At 61.2% G+C, this 17953-nt stretch carries 8 protein-coding genes; 4 read left to right on the forward strand and 4 right to left on the reverse strand.

The annotated features are described in order from the left end of the window. Window positions 1–229 precede the first annotated feature (229 nt). From ACQCSV_RS05665 to ACQCSV_RS05675, 3 genes are all read left to right on the forward strand, one after another. Entirely contained in the window at window positions 230–3292 is a 3063-nt protein-coding gene (locus ACQCSV_RS05665) for a hypothetical protein (RefSeq protein ID WP_426939282.1), read from the forward strand. Next, on the forward strand, window positions 3289–8637 hold the full coding sequence (locus tag ACQCSV_RS05670) for a DEAD/DEAH box helicase (RefSeq protein ID WP_426939283.1): 5349 nt from the start codon (window positions 3289–3291) through the stop codon (window positions 8635–8637). The genes ACQCSV_RS05665 and ACQCSV_RS05670 overlap by 4 nt, the downstream gene beginning before the upstream one ends. Before the next feature lie 90 nt (window positions 8638–8727). Further along, window positions 8728–11883, forward strand: coding sequence for a DUF3427 domain-containing protein (locus ACQCSV_RS05675; protein ID WP_426939284.1), 3156 nt, complete (start codon window positions 8728–8730; stop codon window positions 11881–11883). An 82-nt stretch (window positions 11884–11965) separates the two neighbouring features. Here ACQCSV_RS05675 and ACQCSV_RS05680 read toward each other — a convergent pair whose 3' ends face one another. From ACQCSV_RS05680 to istA, 4 genes are all read right to left on the reverse strand, one after another. Beyond that, on the reverse strand, window positions 11966–13243 hold the full coding sequence (locus tag ACQCSV_RS05680; protein ID WP_426939285.1) for a hypothetical protein: 1278 nt from the start codon (window positions 13241–13243) through the stop codon (window positions 11966–11968). 132 nt (window positions 13244–13375) lie between these two features. After that, window positions 13376–14017 carry a DUF6308 family protein gene (locus ACQCSV_RS05685; RefSeq protein WP_426939286.1) on the reverse strand — a complete coding sequence of 214 codons (642 nt, stop codon included), beginning with the start codon at window positions 14015–14017 and terminating at the stop codon, window positions 13376–13378. Between the two features lie 271 nt (window positions 14018–14288). Further along, complete coding sequence (gene istB, locus ACQCSV_RS05690; protein WP_426939287.1) at window positions 14289–15020, reverse strand: IS21-like element helper ATPase IstB; 732 nt, start codon at window positions 15018–15020, stop codon at window positions 14289–14291. Continuing rightward, the gene (istA, locus tag ACQCSV_RS05695; RefSeq protein ID WP_426939288.1) at window positions 15017–16483 is read right to left on the reverse strand and encodes an IS21 family transposase; all 1467 of its coding nucleotides are present in this window, start codon (window positions 16481–16483) and stop codon (window positions 15017–15019) included. The genes istB and istA overlap by 4 nt, the downstream gene beginning before the upstream one ends. A gap of 1002 nt (window positions 16484–17485) precedes the next feature. Here istA and ACQCSV_RS05700 point away from each other — a divergent pair. Next, window positions 17486–17917, forward strand: a complete 432-nt coding sequence (locus ACQCSV_RS05700; protein WP_426939289.1) for a matrixin family metalloprotease — start codon at window positions 17486–17488, stop codon at window positions 17915–17917. Window positions 17918–17953: the final 36 nt, after the last annotated feature.

The following is a 17953-nucleotide window of genomic DNA, read 5'->3' on the forward strand; positions in this document are numbered from 1 at the left end:
TCATCCACTACATCAACAGCTGCGTTTCTGCAGATAACGTGTCGTCTCACAAAGGTCACCGTTCAATTCTTGATGCACGCTGGGCACTAACGCCATAGACGTATTGATCTCAGCGGCTGCACGAGTTGGAATGGCTGCGTGCCTGGCTTCTGCGCGTCCAATCAGTAACTGTCAGTACCGCCCAGTAACCTGACCTGAAAGAGTTCCTTTGTACTGGGGGTACGTGTAAATGGTTGAACTGGCGGCAAACGATGTCGAGTTAGAAGTCCGTGTGGGCTACGAAGAGTGGAATGCCGCGTTGGCGCACAGATTCTTCGCTGCGGATCGGGCGGGCGAGCTCGTCTACTTGGACAAAGACGACGAGGCGTTTGCGCGTGTTTGCTCCGACGTTGGAGTGGACGCCGATGAGGCTGACGATTCGTTGGCGAACGCCATCAGGGCCAAGCTCTTCTGGAAAGATTCGGGCCGGGCCGCCTTCGCCGAGTTTGATCGAGTAACCTCTCTGTGGCTGGCCAGGAGGCGCGATGCACTTGCGAATGCGGAGCAGGTGCCCCCACCGCCTCATATCGCGCTTCTTACACTCTTCTCACTGGCCGCCGAAAGGATCGGCGGCGCCAACACGAACACAGGCGCTGTCGAATCCAGCTATTACTCCACACTGGAGGGACTTCTCTGTATACCTGCCAACGAATCGGGGAGATTTCGAACTTCTTTCACGAAATCCAGTGAAGCTTACTGGGAGTCGTTGAGCCTCTGGCTTGAGGACCTGGACGGCCACCGTGGTCTGCCGAGCGCGTACGCGCTAATGCACCGCTATGTTGGCTTGCCCATTTCGCAAGCCCTGGTGCGCGCCCGTGAACGAAGAAACCTGAAAAAGATGTTTGAAGAGCAGGGCTTCGTCGCTGGAATGACGGTGTCCCACACCGACATGTATGGGGCTATTGACGTCTGGATCAATTCTGCCAGGACCTCGGCAAATGCTGCACTCATCCAGATGTGGGTTTCACCCGAACTCAAGAGTCGAATAGTAGAAATCGCCTTGGCCGAGTTTGCGACTTGGGAAGGTGCTGCCCTGACCGGCGCAGGTACGAAGACGCCTGGACAGACATCCGGACGCTGTCTCCTCACCCTGAGGGATGGGCGTGTCATGCTTCGATCCGAACTACGATTCGGGTTGACGGTCGGTGGCTCGTCAGTCGTCGGGGAGACTTGCCATGTTGAAGGACTTAACGGTGCGGCCCGAGAGTTCACGCTGGAGGCCCTCGGAATCGGCTCGACAGGATTTGATTTTCGGGCGGTCGGGATCGATGCCGGTTCGGCCATCAACGGTGACTTGCGAATTGTTGTCGGGGCGGGCAAGGCTCTACGGCGCTTTCCAAAGAAGGTGGTCATCCTGACCCGTGACGCATTCTCCGCTGGCTATATCGAATCTGATCGAATAAACGCTGCGGCTTTGTCACGAATTCTGGTCAAGGACGAAGCGCAGCTCGTGTCGTCGGTGGAGAAAATCCTCAACGATGCGGCCCAGCCGGGATACTCGCGAACTCATGGGGGAACTGGCGGCGTTCCGCAAGGCTGGACGGTGTTCACGGACGTCATTCTGTTGCGGGCACCAGCGCCCGCACTGGTGACGGCGAACGACCTCTCAGCATTCCAACCGCGGCTTTCGACACAAATGACCGTCACAGGGGGACTCAAGCTCCCTGGTCACGTGCCGCGCTGGAGTGCGCTCAGCCCGATCCGGGTCATGATCGCCTCCGAAAGCGAAGAGCCCGTTGACGTCGTCTTGTTGACGCGAAACGCGGAAACACTCCAAACAGAAGAGCGTGTCATTCACCGTGGCTTGGCTGTTCCTGCAGTGGTTGACCTGGAAGAGCTGCCGGGGGACTGCAAGGACTTCACTTTGTCACTGCGCCGGGGAAAGACAACGCTCCAGAACCTGGCTGTGAAGCTGAGGAGTTCGTTGGTGCCAAGCCCGGACGTAACGGAGCGGTTCAGGTCTCTCTGCCACGACCTGGAAGATCCAGTTTGGCCCATGAAGTGTGTCGCCAGCGAAGACGCAGTCGTTCCCGGTCTCGACGGGTTGGCACTCTCAGCCCCGTCGGTGCCATACCGAAGCCGCCCTGTAGCCTCCCGCCCGAATTGGGCCGGCAACGGGCGGATGGGTCTCAGCGGACAGCTGCTTGTTGTGGCTGGACCGCCGGAGAACTCCTGCATCGTGACGGGGCATCACCGTTTCGACTTCCCAGCTTTTGATGGAAAACGTCCAAAATCGAGTTGGATGTATGGTGTCTGCACCCAATGCGGTATGAGTAAACGACAACCGACTTCAGTGCGCAAGTCGGCACCCGTCAACAAGATCCCGACCCGACGGACCCGGCATGCCCTGCCCGAGCTATCTGCCGCGGGACCGAGCTGGAGCGCTCTCATCGACTCCCTGTTCTTCCTGGGCGCGGGGTCACGTCGAGAATTCTCGACTCTTGCGAGGCAGATCGAAGACACTGCTATTTTCGAGAATCAGCTTCTACGCGATTTAGAGGCCCTGAGCATTATCGAGTTGGAGCGCAACGACGAACTCGACGTCACTCGGTGGGAATCCGCAGCGACCTGTTTTGGTGAATTAGCGGATGGATCTTGGATTCTCACAGGATTCTGGAACAGACAACTCAAAGGCGAAGCGATTGAGGCCCTGGAGGCGGCTGGGGCCACGATTTCAGTCAACGCCCCTACCCGCCAGTCCTTGCTCGTCGTCAACAATATCCCGCACGGCAAGATCGCCTCCATCGCTGAGGAGCTAGGGGTCGACTTAGTGCCGAATGCTTCGACGGCCCTATCCAGCGCGCTGCCTGCATTGTCCTCCGTTGGTGAAGGGCTAGTCCGCTGCGGCATGCCTTTCTCAGAATCATATGAGTACTTCAACCCACCGTCTGCATCATGGATGACGGCGGAAACCGCTGGACTGCCGGGGCTCTATCGGGTGTCTCGGAGTTTCAGTTCGCGGTACTTCTTCCGTAGCGCTCAAGACGTCGCCGACGGTGTCGCTGCGATGGTAACCGTGGAATTGGGAAAGCACCTGGCCGGGCTCTCGGCGAATCGCCCGCTGATTGCCTATGACGCGGCGGAAGCCACCTTGTCAGTGCCAGTGGGTGCCGAACTTCCAGGCATATACGGACGTGCAGCTGTCATGGGCGACGGTGGATTGCCCCAAATACAGCGGGCGGACCGTTCAACCACCTACTTTAATGTCCCTCCCGCCGCTGCAGAAGCGATTATTGGAAAGCTCACGTCATGACTCAGTATCCCAACCCGATCAGCGTAAGCGACGACCTCAAAGAAGCCTTTTCGCGATACTTCTCGACAAATTATCGCCTCCGATCCCCCGGGCTTGCAGCAGACCGTGATGAACTTCTTGCTGCGGCAGGACAGGTATTTCAGGAACCGTTAGTCGAGCCCGTCATTCCCTATCCCACAACGGACGACCTCGTCGACACAGCCACAGCTGCTGGATACTCGGAATCGGTTGGACGAGTAGTCGGCGACGCCTTCTTCCGCCAATTCGTAAAGCCCGGCGAGCGAATGGGAGTTCGCCGCCATCAAGCAACTAGCATCCTGACGAATAGGGGTGCTGGTGAGGCCGGCAAAAGAAACGTCGTCCTTACCTCGGGTACTGGATCCGGGAAGACTGAAGCGATCCTGCTGCCAATCCTGCTTCGGCTGGTGGAGGAGTCGGAGGAGTGGAGTAGACCCGGGCCGGTCAACACGTGGTGGACTGGGGACTCGTTCAGTCCGATGCGGAAGAACGAAACTCGCAAGGCAGCGGTCCGCGCCATGATCTTGTACCCCACGAACGCCCTAGTGGAAGACCAGCTAACCCGTCTCCGACTGGCCTTCCGGAGGATTTCCGAGACGCGACCCGAGGCGCGGCTCTGGTTCGGCAGGTACACGGGTGCAACGCCCGGAAACAATGTACTACCAAAACCGTCCGCAAAATCGGGGTCCGTTTCACGGGTCATTCAAGAACTTCGCGAAATGGCCGACGAGTACCAAAGCCTTGTCACTGCGGGGACAGTCGGCGAGAGCGATCTGTCGCTATTTACCGACCCAAGGGTTCACGAGATGGTCACGCGTTGGGACATGGTTCAAGACCCACCCGACGTTATGGTTTCAAACTTTGCAATGATCAACGCCATCCTTATGCGGGACTTCGAAGCGCCGCTCTTTCGGCAGACGCGCGAATGGCTTGCTCAATCCCCGGAGCACGTGTTCACGTTGGCAGTGGACGAACTCCACTCTTACCGAGGTTCCGCCGGCAGCGAAGTTGCACTACTTTTGAGAAGGCTTATGAGCCGGCTTGGCCTCGAACCGGACAGCCCACAGCTGCGCATCATCGCGGCCAGCGCATCGCTGAATCAGGATGATGAAGGCTTGAACTTTCTGGAGGAGTTCTTCGGAGCTTCGAAGAACAGCTTCGTAGTCACCGCAGGCCTATCCCGCGAAATTGTGAGCCCACTACCGATCAGTCGGGATCAAGTGCTGGCAGAGCACGAGGCGGGGACACTAGTGAATCGATCTGCGGAATTGTCGGAGGCAATCGCGGCGGCCTGCTTTGAGAAAGCGGACGGCAGGTACCGCGCGCAGTTCCTACAAACCATTTCTCAACGGTTGTTCGGCAGCGACGATCTTGAATTGACTGCACTGCAATCAGCATTCCAAGCTGTTGCACTCGGCGAACACGTTGGCATCCCGCTGCGTGGCCACATATTTGCCCGCGTCCTTTCCGGATTATGGGCCTGCAGTAGCGCCCAGTGTGCGGGTGTGTCTCCGGACCGACGCGACCAAGACCGAAACGTCGGCAAGCTCTTCGGGCAACCCGTATCAGTCTGCGACGACTGCGGCAGCCGAGTCCTGGAACTGATCCTGTGTGGCGAGTGCGGTGACACCAGCTTGGGTGGCTATGTCTTGCCGTTTAGCGACGGAACGGAGAGCCTGAGCGCAACGCCGGCCGGTATCTTGTCGGACGCCCCCGGATTGGTTACCCGTCGAAACCGGGGCATATATCGGTGGTTTTGGCCGGCTGTCGGCAACCAGCCGCCGGTTGGTGCGGGTGGCAAATGGTCAAGTCAGAGTTTCGACGTTGCCTGGGTCCGGGCAAGTTTGGATACCAGCGGACGCGTCGAAGTAGGGGCTCCTGAGGGCGCAAACGGCTGGGTGCTGCAGATCAGCGGCAAAGGCGACGCCACTGCGACGCCTGCCATCCCCGGTAGGTGTCCCCAATGCGGACAACAGGGTCGCCAGACGGCTGAATTTGTTCAGGGCCAAGTCGCCTCCCCCCTTCAAGGCCACGCTACGTCGCCTGCTCAGACGACTTCGGTATATCTCCGTCAGCTGCCTCGGACACTCGGTGAGCGTCCGGAGGACTACCGAACCATAGTGTTTACAGACAACCGAGATTCCGCGGCGCGGACTGCCGCTTCATTGGCCACCCGGCAATATAGCGACATCTTGGTGCAGATGCTCCGAAGGGGCCTCTCCGATGCGGCGGCCACAGATATCGTTGACATCCTTCGACGCTTCACCTCCGACCAATCAGTTCTGAAGCCTGCTGAACTCGCCCAAGCACAACACTTACTGCAGACCAACCCCGGCGCCCTTATGGCTGTCATGCGCGAAACGGCGGGCGTCGCCACACCCATGGACAATGAATTGTTGTCAGCGCTCAACTCAACGGGTTCCGAATCCATTGCATGGACGGACCTCCGGGTTCGGATCGAAACCCAGATGATTGACTTGGGGATCAGCCCGGGCGGCCCGTCGCCCTTTGCACAGAACTTCAACAAGGAGCCTTGGTACACGTTTTACGCGCCGCCGGAGCCGGGACTCTGGACCAAGGCCGATGCAGCCTCCTCTGCCGTCGCGCAAGAGAAGCTTGGAAACATGCTGGACATGGAGTTGGCACGGCAAGTCTTCGACTCCGGCCGGCGCGACGTTGAATCGACCGGACTTGCCTGGGTCCGTGCAGAAGTCTCAGGGTCCGGGTCCGGTCTGAGCGACGAACTCGCAAGCGAAGTTGCGGCAAGCTGCGTGCGCTTGTTGGGTCTCGACCTCAACTATGAAGGGTCCTTCGCTGCCGGGTCGGACGGGATCAAAACGCCGACCGCGGTGAAAGACTACCTCAAACGAGTTTCGCTCCTGCATGGCGTCGACGTCGGGACACTCGAGGCATGGGCATTTGGCGTGCTTAAGAGCCAGGGCCTGACACACGACGGTTGGATTCTAAAAATTCACGGTTCGACGAACCACATCCGCTTTGCCCCTCCATCGGGCCGAGTGTGGACTTGCGACCGTTGTGGTTTTGTCCATCTACAAGGCTCTGCGGGAGTCTGCGCCAACAAGGGCTGCGACTCCACCGCTTTGTCACAACGCGAACGGCTCGCGGGCGGTGGCGATTACTATGGGTGGCTTGCGAGCCAGGACCTGAGGCGAATAGCAGTCGCCGAGCTGACAGCACAGACTAAGCCTGCCAGCGAACAGCGTAAGCGCCAGCGCTGGTTCAAGGGCATCCAGCTGCCAGCGCCCAAGGAGAACCCACGCACCTGCCAGCTCGATGTTCTAAGTGTGACTACGACCATGGAGGTCGGCGTGGACATCGGAGCGCTCAACGCAACTCTTATGGCTAACATGCCGCCCCAGCGGTTCAACTATCAGCAGCGAGTCGGCCGCGCTGGCCGCGCGGGGCAGGCGTTCTCATTCGCCATCACATCGTGCCGCGACTCTGCCCACGATGAGTATTACTTCAACAATGCTTATCGTATGACGGGCGATCTTCCGCCACAGCCGTTCCTTGACCTGGGACGACCTCGAATCGTGCAGCGCGTCGCCGCATCCGAGCTGCTCAAGCGGGCCTTCTCATCGTTGGCAGAGAAGCCAGAATGGACTCCTGAGAGCCTGCATGGATCATTCGGAAAGGTAGATTCCTGGCCTAGCTACAGGCCCGGGGTCGCTAACTGGCTTGACTCGCACCCGACCGTGCGCGACGTCGTGCGGCAGCTGAGCCGATACACGAGGCTTAGCGACGCACAGGTCCTGGAGATCGAGCGTTGGGCCCGCGTCGAACTCGTCGCAGAGGTTGATCGCATAATTGGGTCGCCGGAACGAAGCGAGGAGGAACTTAGTCTGGTCTTGGCCCTGGGTGGGCTGCTTCCCCTCTTCGGATTCCCCACGAGAGTCCGCAATCTCTACGACGGCCAGGTGATGGGCAGGGTACTGGACAACAATGTTGTAGCTGACCGTCCCCTGGCAATGGCTGTTACAAACTACGCGCCGGGCGCGGAAATTGTCAGGGACGGTCTCGTTCACACGGCGGCAGGCTTTGCCCACTACGAGAAGACCGGCAGATCATGGTCCCCAGCCGACCCCATGGGAGCGGCCCACGAAGTCGTCTCGTGTCCGGAATGCGCCACGACCTTTATCGACCGGAAAGTCGGTGACGTCTGTGAGAATTGCGGCCGTGAAGTGGTTCGGTTCTCAATGTTTGAGCCGCGAGGATTCAGAACGACCTACAAACCGCGTCCCTACCGTATCGACGGCTCGCGAGCACAGTCCAAGAGCCTGCCAACGTTCGTTTCTGCCCAGAAGGAAACGGCCCGGGAAGAAGTACTCGGCGTGGACGTCCGCCTGTATGAGCAGGGCAAGTTGCTGCAATACAACGACAACAGAGGGAGGCTATTCGACCTAAAGCGTCAGGGCGACGGGTCCGTTGTGGCCGCCGATAAGGCCATCTATCCGCGGGGTTGGAAGGACATGCCGACGACAGGGATCGACATCGGAAAGAGTGCCATCGGAGAAATTCGCACAACCGATGCCGTGACTGTCGCGTTCACCCGGCTGAAGACGCCAACCGGCGGCCTTCCCACATCTTCCGGAGTACTGCCGGCAGGAATGTCTGCACTGTGGTCGCTGGCGGAAGTGATGCGTGCTGGCGTGAAAGCGCAGCTGGACATCGATCCACAGGAGATACAGGCGGGCCTTCAGCACCTCACGACAGCCGGCGAGCCGACGGCCAGGGTCTTCCTGGCCGACAGCCTGGACAACGGGGCGGGATATGCCGTGGAGATTGCCAAGCCGGCCAACTTCAAAGCCTTGTTGCACTCCACCCGTGAGACTTTGAGGAACATGTTCGAAGCCAACAGCCACGCCGCGTGTTCCACCTCTTGTCCCGACTGTCTGAGGTCCTGGGACAACCAACGTCTCCATGGCGTTCTCGACTGGAGACTGGCGCTCGACATGCTCGATTTGTGCGCGGGCGACGAGCTGAGACTCTCCAGATGGTTCGACCGCAAGCTGGAGCTCCAGTCGGCGGCGCAGTCCATCGATGCTGGCTGCGAGGTCGTGGTGGCTGGATCCATGGATGTCCCGGTCGTGCTATTGCCGGATGAGAAAGTTGGGGTGGTTGTGGGGCATCCTCTGTGGTTCCGGGGAGGCACTGCCAACTCAGATGTACGACGAGAAACCGCCATCGCTGAGGCAAAACTGGAGCTGCCCGGATACCGACTCTCAATCAGCGATCATTTCGAGTTCGACAGGCGGGCACTTCCTGTGCTCGTATCGGCGTTGGAGGGCGAAGCAGCTGTTATCTGAGTGGGCGTTCCGTCGGCTTGCCCTCTGCTGTGCCCTGGGTAAGCCGACAGAATGCGCGTGGTTGTCGGTGACGACTAGTACCCTGGCGCAGTGACTAATTTCATTGGGGGAGGGGCGGCGGAGCGGCTGCCCGAGGGCTTGTACGAACTTCTCAACACGGACGCGCTGGGCGAAGAGCTGAATCATCAGGCAGAACTTCAGCCGGTCTTCGCGGACATCGACGACGAAGACTCCCCGGACATCCTCTCCCGCCACGTCGGGGACGCCGTCCGGAAAGCCCTGGCCTCAGCCAAGCCCACCGAACGCGTCGCCCTGGCGAACAAGCTGCTCCAGCAATTGGACACGGAAGACCGCATCACCCCCGGTCCCACCCAACTCCAGTCCCTCCACCGCCCGGACACGCTCAAGCGCCGCAGCCTGCGCCGCCCCAGCACCAAACTCAGCGATTCGGCGCTGCTCACCAACAGCAAAGACGATCCCAACCTCGCCGCGGAACTCAGGACCGAGATCGAATCGGCTAACACTGTAGACCTGCTCTGCGCGTTTGTCCGCTGGACCGGGCTAAGACTCCTCGAACCAGCGCTGCAGCAGCTCAAGGAGCGCGGCGCCAAACTCCGGGTCATCACCACCACCTACATGGGCGCCACGGAACGCCGCGCCATCGACGAACTCGTCAACCGCTACGGCGCCGAGGTGAAGATCAACTACGAAACCCAGGCCACCCGCCTGCACGCCAAGGCCTGGCTGTTCCGCCGCAACTCCGGCTTCGACACCGCCTACGTCGGCAGCTCCAACCTCAGCCAGGCAGCCCTCCTGGACGGCCTCGAATGGAACGTCCGGCTCAGCTCCGTCGGCACGCCCACCCTGCTGCAGAAGTTCGAGGTCACGTTCGACAGCTACTGGGCGCAGCGCGCCTTCCAGAGCTACGATCCCGAACGCGACGGCGAAAAGCTCGACGCCGCTCTGGAACGCAACGGCGGCCGGCGAACAGCCGTCCCCGGGGCAGCCACCGGCCTCGAGCTCCAACCCTTCCTCCACCAGGAGGAGATGCTCGAAGATCTCGAAGCCGAGCGGCTCAAAGGCTTCAACCACAACCTCCTGGTCGCGGCCACCGGTACCGGCAAGACCGTCATTGCGGCGCTGGACTACAAGTCTCTCTGCGAAGCAGCGGGCAAAGACCTGAAGCTGCTGTTCGTCGCGCACCGCCAGGAAATCCTTAAGCAGGCCATGCGCACCTACCGCGACGTCATGCAGGACGGCGCCTTCGGCGAACTCTACGTCGGCGAGCACAAACCCCGGCAGTGGAAGCACATCTTCGCCTCCGTCCAGTCGCTGTCCGCTCTCGGCATCGACAAGCTGGAACCCGACTTCTTCGACGTCGTCGTCATCGACGAATTCCACCACGCCATGGCGCCCACCTACCGCCGGCTGCTGGACCACCTGCAGCCGCAGCAGCTCCTCGGGCTGACCGCGACGCCGGAACGCGGTGACGGTGTCGACGTCGCCCAGCAGTTCTTCGACGGCCGCACCGCCAGCGAACTGCGCCTGTGGGACGCCCTGGACGCGGATCTGCTGGTGCCGTTCCACTACTTCGGCGTCTCGGACGACGTCGACCTCAGCCAGCTGGAATGGAAGCGCGGCAACTACGACACCGCGCAGCTGAACACCCTCTACACCGGCAACGACGCCCGCGCCGCTAAGGTGATCCGCGAACTCCGGGACAAGGTCACCAGCACCGAACAGATGCGGGCCATCGGCTTCTGCGTCTCGGTCCAGCACGCCCACTACATGGCGGAGGTCTTCAACCGCGCCGGCATCGCCTCCGTCGCGGTCGACGGCAGCACCGACGACGCCGACCGCGCGGCGGCGCTGAAGCGTCTCGCCGCACGCAAGATCAACTGCATCTTCGCCGTCGACCTCTTCAACGAGGGCCTGGACCTGCCGCAGGTGGACACCATCCTGATGCTCCGGCCCACGCAGAGCGCCACGATCTTCCTCCAGCAACTGGGGCGAGGGCTGCGCCGCGCCGAGGGCAAGGCGGTGCTGACCGTCATGGACTTCATCGGCCAGCAGCACCGGGAGTTCCGCTTCGACCTGCGCTACCGGGCGCTCACCGGCTACGGGCGCAAGGAGCTGGAAAAAGCTGTCGAGGACGAGTTCCCGTACCTGCCGTCGGGCTCGCAGATCGTGCTGGACCGGGTGGCGCAAAAAGTTGTGCTGGACAACATCAGGGCCCAGCTGCGGTTTAACCGGGCCCAGCTGGTCCGGGACATCGCCTCGCACGCGGAGACGGAGCTGGAGGCCTATCTGGAGCGGTCCGGGAACGACGTGAAGTCGATTTACCGTTCCACCAGGGATTCGTGGACCGGCTACCTGCGCCAGGCCGGGCTGATCGAGGGGTTCTCGCCGTTGGAGAAGGTGCTCAGCGGCAGGATCCAGGAGCTCTCCCACGCCGATGAGAAGAGGCTCCTCGGCCGGATGGCAGCGCTGATCCACGTGGACGATCCGGAACGCGCCGAGGCGTATTCGATGCTCGTCGGCGCCGACGCGCCCCGCTTCGCAGAACTCGGCATGCGGGAGCAGACGTTCGCCCGCATGCTCTTCTACACGATATGGGACGACGGCGGCGGGTTCCCGTCGTACGACGCCGGCCTGGACTATCTGCGCGGCTACCAGTTTGTCTGCGGCGAGATCCGGCAGATCGTGAAGCTCGGAGTGGTCGCGTCCAAGCATGCCGCCAAGGGCCTCGGTGCGGGACTGCAGCACGTTCCGCTGCTGTCGCACGCGACCTACCGGCGCGAGGAGATTCTGGCGGCGCTCCAATACGGGTCGCTGGAGCTTGGCAAGAACGTACAGCACCGCGAGGGCGTTGCCTGGTGCCCGGCGACGTCCACGGATGCCTTCTTCGTCACGCTCAACAAGGACGACAAGAAGCACTCGGCGACGACGATGTACAAGGACTATGCCATCAGCCCTGAGCTGTTCCACTGGGAGTCTCAGAATGCGACGTCGCCCGGAAGTCCGACGGGCAGGCGGTACCTGAACCGGGCAGCGCACGGCTCGAAGGTCCTGATCTTCACGCGCGACACATCAGAGGACGAGACCGGGCTGACTGTTCCGTACACATGCCTCGGCCAGGTGGACTATGTGCAGCACGCGGGGGAGAAGCCGATCGCGATCACCTGGAAGCTTCACCGTCCGATGCCGGCTGATGTGTTCGCGACTGCGGCCGCGGTGGCCCAGTAGGCGATGGTCCGCCCCTAGAAGGGTTCGGAAAGTTGGTTTGACCACCGATGTGCACGCGCTGTGCGACGTAGGCCGCTAACCGTCACAATCTGGTGCCGTCGTTATGGCTTTGACGATGAAACTCGAAATTCTCCGTGGTTGCCTCTGAAAATGCCAGACAGTGGAAACCTCCAAGCTTGTCCAGCACCCGCAGCAACTCGGGGTCATCCGTGGGCGTAGTCCGAACGAGGCCGCCGTCATCCACAGTGAGATACCCCTGTTCGAACAGTGCATCGCACCCCAAGGAACAGGCGAGCATGGCCGCCGCATCAAAGTTGAGCCGATCTGCTTCGCTCGATTCGGAACGAAGCTTGATGTGGGCGGCGATTAGCAGGTTCATGGGGAGAAACCGCCCACAGAGAGCGCATTGATTGCCGTAGCGGGCGAGCAGTGCCTCTCTGAGGTAGCGTTGTTCCGCACGTCGGAACATTGACCCGGCTATGTCAGTGGTCGCCAAGTCTAATTGCTGGCTGGTATCTCGCTCACCCTTGGACTCAGCCACTTGTACTCGAGACTGCTGCATCGGCAGAGACCCGGCACTGAGATAGCGCGCCAAAGGCTCACCTACCGCGGGCGGGATTGCGGCTATATAGACCCTGCCCGGATTCCCGGTCCTGTTCATGGGGCCCACACCCGGAGGAAAGACCGTCTTGAGGACGTCGAGACGCACTTCCATATCAACAATGCAGGGCTCAACGAGTACCAGCGTGCCATGCAAATGTCCGGTGTACCCCGGCGGACGATCGGCTTCGACTCCCGCTGCAACAACCAGTGAAATGGCCTTGAACTGCTGAGCGGCGTAATGAAAGACCACATCCCCCGGCAGCATACGGTGTATCGACTGCCAATCCTCGTGTCCAGGTTTCCCGTCTATGCGCAGGTGTGGCGCCCAAAGCGAGCCTTGTTGGATGGCGGTGGAGTAGTTTTCTCCCTGGCTGACCCACCAATAGCCCCGTGAGTCGTGAGCCGAAGAGGGCGCGCCCTCGGCGTCGGGTTCAACGTGGCCATGTCCACTGTTTTTCAGGTGGTCGGTATCGATCCAAGGGACGCCACAACCATCAAGTACGCGCGTCGTCGCTACCCCGCCTGACGAGTTATCAGACGTGAGTTCAAGCGGCGGCATCAGATGCGCCGCCACGGCAGCCGACAAAGCTTTGCTGTCGAAGTGGTGCCCGGCAGCGACTGCGACGAACTTACTTGAGGGGCCAAAGCCGTACTTTCGTCTCAAACCGGTCCGACCCAAGTCAACCGCTTCGTCGAGGGCTTTCGACTTGGCCGTTCGGAGTTCCGACTCCGAGTATCGTCCAAAGAATGTTGCCACAATCTTCTCCTCATTCTGGAAGTTGCACTGGCCGCCGAGTCATGTGCAGAGACAGCTGAATGGAGCGTGGCACATCCTCCATCCGGCGCCGACCGTAGAGCCTCAGGAGTGTCCCATACTTCGCCGACAGAGTTACCTTCTTCGGTCTCCCAGTTCCCAGCCGATAATGTCCAGCGCACGTAAAGGGGTGATTTTCGGCCCCGGAGCGATCGCAGCGATTTCCTCCCAATGAGGAAACTGCGTCGTTAAGTCATTTTGGAGGGCGGTGAGCCATGCGCGCCGGTAGCCCGCGTAACTCCTAGTCTTTTCGTAAGGGACTGGGGCGCCGTCACACTCGCTGTAGCAGTAACGAATGTTTCCGTCGAACAACGGGAGGAGTTCTGGTCGCTTACGGTGCAGGACCTTCGACAGCGTGGTTAGCTGGACGTGTTTTGTCGGTTTCTCTTCGAGGATTCCGAACAGGTGCACAATCGCGTAAAGCGTTTCGGAGCTTGCTAGGGCCAGTTCGCCGCTGATCGCCGGATTGTTTAGTCGCTCGTTCATGAGCTCCAGAAGCCCTTCAAGCCCGTAGTACACGGGGATCGGGTTATTGGATACGTTAAGTAGAGCAATAGCCAGGAGGTCCTGACGGCCAACCGCGTCGCCTGGAGTACCTGGATATTCGTCGTAGGCCGGGTAAGCCGAAGTTCCTGGCCTTTCGACCAGATATTTCTTTGCCCAGGCCTTTGCTTCGTCAAGTCCGATCGTTGCCCCGCCAACCTTTAATGTCGTCATGGGGCTTAGCCTACGGGCAGGCGGTACCTCGACCGGGACGCGCATGGTTCGAGGGTCCTGATCTTCACCCGCGACACGTCAGAGGATGAGACGGGGCCGACCGTTCCGTATACGTGCCTCGGCCAGGTGGACTATGTGCAGCACACGGGGGAGAAGCCGATTGCGATCACCTGGAAGCTGCACCGGTGTGTTTCGTCAACTTTAAGTAGGCCATTTCAGCGCTAAGAATCAGGCCACGTCGGCGCGTTTCCAGGCCATTTGAGCGGGTTGCTCATTTCATGAGGGCATTTTTGACTCGGTAGGACTCGCCACGGAATTGGAGCAGGCGCCCGTGGTGGACGAGTCGGTCGATGACGGCGGCGGCCATGTTGTCATCCCCGAATACGGTTCCCCAGCGGGAGAACTCGAGGTTGGTGGTGATGATCAGGCTGCGCTTTTCGTAGCCGTCGGCGATGACCTGGAACAGGAGTCTGGCCCCTTCGGTGTCGATCGGAAGGTAGCCCAGCTCATCAATGGCCAGGAGCTGGTTTTTCGCCAGGGAAGCGAGTTCTTTGTCCAGCCTGTCCTCGTCTTTGGCCCTGCGTAGCATCATGACCAGGGCGGAGGTGGTGAAGAACCTGGCTGGGATGCCCTTCCGGCATGCGGCCGCCACCAGGGCGGTGGCCATGTGGGTTTTGCCGGTGCCTACGTCTCCGTAGAGGACCAGGTCCTGGGCCCGGTTGATGAAGTCCAGGGATTCGAGGGACTCACGGCCATAGCCCTCGGGGAACCTGACACTGGTGTAGTCGAATCCGGTGAGTGTTTTCAGGGCTGGCAGCCTGGCAGATTTCAGCAGTCTTTGGCGGCGTGATTCCTGCCGGGATTCCTGCTCGGCCAGCAGGACCCCGTGGAGGTATTCGCGTTGTTTCGGGGTGCCTTTCTCGGCCCATTCGGTCAGCACGCTGCCTGTCAGTGAGGCATGTTTGCCCGCTTCGAGGATGTCTTGGACGGTGATCGGGTTCATGCGACTTCTCCGGTGCTCGTGTTAAGGGTGGTGAAGGTGTCATAGACGCTCAAATCCACGTTCGCGGCGGCCGGTTCGGTGCCGTGGGCCAGCCGGCGGGCGAGCATGCCTAGGGTCGCCATGTCCGGGGTGTCCCCGCGGCGGATCAGCGTGTCGGCAGCGGCCATCGCGGCGTCGAAGCCAGCGGACCCGGACGCAGCATCCACCGCGTTAAGCAGCCGGCGCCGATCGGTGGCCGTCGCCTTGTCCAGCCAGTCGCGCACCGGATCGGTGACCAGGGCTCGTAGCGGGGAATGGCCCCACGCACCGGGCTTTGTCACCAGCAATGGCAGCAAGGACGCCGGTTCGAAGATCGTCTCGGTCTGCCGCCCGAAGGCCCGCGGGAAGGACCTGACGGGCTCGGCATGTTCATCAAGGATCTGCACCACGTCGTGGCGCAACCCGACGGTGAGGTTCCGGCCGTGGAAGGAGGACCCGGCGGCGTAGGTATTCCCGTCAATGAGCAGGTTCCCGGTCTTATCAGCCTTGCGTGACTCGTAGCGCACCGGGTCGAACCCGACCCCGGGCAACGCCAGACAGGATGCAATGTCCTGGGCGAACAACTCGCCCAAGGGCAGGCCTTTGCGGTAATGCGTGGTCGTAGCCAACGCATCGCACCGCGCCAGCAAAACCTCGTTGAGCCCGGCCAAGGTGGCGGCCTCGGGCTCGGGGACCATGAGGTTGCGGCGCAGGAACCCGACCGCGTTTTCCACGTTGCCCTTTTCATGTCCCGAATACGGGTTGCAGTAGCGGGATTCGGAGCGGTAGTGCAGCTTGAACGCGGCAAACAGCTTGGACTCCACGACCTTGGTGCCCACCCGGCGCCCGATGCCGGTGGCATTGTCAAAGACCAGGTGCCTCGGTGCGGCCCCGATGTGTTCGAACACCGTCCGCAGTCCGTGGCAGACGCATTCGGCGGTTTCGCCGCGGTAGGCCTGGACGAAGCGCATGTTCGAGAACGGGAAGGTCACCACCAGGAGGTGCAGGACCTGCCGGATCCCGGCGATGATGGCCTCGGCCTGCCCGAAGTCGACCTGCACCGTCCCTGCCGGCCACACCAGCTCGGTGAATCCCTCCCCGGCCTGCCGGTTGCGGGCAGTCCACTTCTTCACGTGGCGTTGGACCGGGGAATACGTGCCAGTGAAACCATGCTCGTCAACGAGCCGGTCGAAGATGCGTTTGGCAGTATGCCGCTGCTTGCGTGGCCGGCGCTGGTCCTCGGCGAGCCACGCTTCGATGATGCGCTCGAACCCGGTCAACACCGAGCCTCCGGGCCGGGCCGAAGTCGCCGGCGGTGCCGGGGAGAAGTCCTGCTGCTCGGCGTACTTGGCCACCGAATCACGGCTGACACCCAGTCTGCGGGCGATCTCACGCCCGGGGACTCCCTGGGAATCGAGCCTTCTGATATTTTCTTGAACGGACATGGGTACCGTCATCTGCTTTCCAGCCCTTCCGGCGCAATCGCTCTGTCAATAGCAGCGCCGTAAGGAACCTATCTGGGGTGGCGGGCCCATGTTCCCAACACTGGGAACCGCCCCGGGCCACCGGGTGATCTCAATCTCTGCGCAATCCCCAAAAACCATGATTTGAACGGGAACCGCCTGGCCTGATTCTTAGCGCTCTTTTGGTAGGAAACCAGCCACCAACTCGGCAGGATTCCTCGGCTGAAACGGCCTACAGATAGTCGATCACACACAACCGGCCGATGCCGGCGGATGTATTTGCGACGGCCGCCACGGTGGCCCAGTGACTTAACGACAAGACGGGGGCCTCAATCCCCTTATGCTGGGGTCACCATAAGGGGATGGTCTTGGGCATCGAGGGGGACGAAGTTGCATTCGAGTAATGGACGCCGGGACGGTTTGAATTCAAACCACATTAGCAAGACCGGTGGCGACTGGCCGGCCGGTGTTCGCCGTTCGCCGAGTGGGCGTATCCCGCAGTGGGCTATCGACGAAGCGCTCGGAAAGTTGCAGGAGCCTGCTGCCTGGCGCACAGACTCCTCCGAGAGAACGGGCGGGGAAACGGTAGGTAGCCGGCGCCTGAAAGGCGGCTCAGGAACCCGTCGCCTGAAAAGGAAGTCCACTCCGGCCGTCTTGGGCATTGCTCTCCTCGTGGGCCTGTATTTCAGCCCTACCCTGTTTGAGCGATTCGTTCTGCAGCCTTTCCGGCCGTACCTCCCCGGGGCTGCCATGCCTCCGCCGGGGGTCGAGGCGGCGGATTCCCCTCTCGGTCATCCACCCGTAACGTCCCCGTCCAGCGCATACGTCCTGCAACCCTCTCCGGATCCCGCCCAACCCTTCGTGGCCTACGACCCCTGCCGTCCCGTCCACTACGTCGTCAGACCTGACAACGCGCCAATCGGCGGGGAACAGCTGATTCATCAGGCAGTGGCAGAAGTTTCAGCTGCAACAGGGTTGCGGTTCGTGAACGACGGACCGACCTCTGAGGGCCCCAGTGAGCAGCGCAAGGCGTACCAGGCTGACCGCTACGGCAATCGGTGGGCGCCGGTCCTGATTTCGTGGTCCACTCCTATTGAAAGTCCGCAGCTGGAAGGCAAAGTTGCCGGGTTCGGGGGAAGCGGGCACGCCGGGGCCTCTGGGCGTCCCTTGGCTCTGGTTACTGGACAGGTGGCACTGGATGCCCCGGCTCTTGAAGAGATCATGCAGCGCCCGGACGGGCCGCTACTAGTTCGCGCGGTGATCATGCACGAACTGGGCCATGTCGTTGGACTTGACCACGTCGATGATTCGAAGCAGCTAATGAATGCGGACAACACCGGGATCACCGCTTTTGCAGACGGCGACCGCGCTGGCTTGGCTGTACTGGGTAGCGGGGCGTGCATCCCGGAACTTTGACCAGACCTGACCCACCGAAAAGCACGACGGCGGCAG

The sequence above is a fragment of the Pseudarthrobacter sp. S3 genome (assembly GCF_050156905.1).
In the GTDB taxonomy this organism is placed as follows: domain Bacteria; phylum Actinomycetota; class Actinomycetes; order Actinomycetales; family Micrococcaceae; genus Arthrobacter.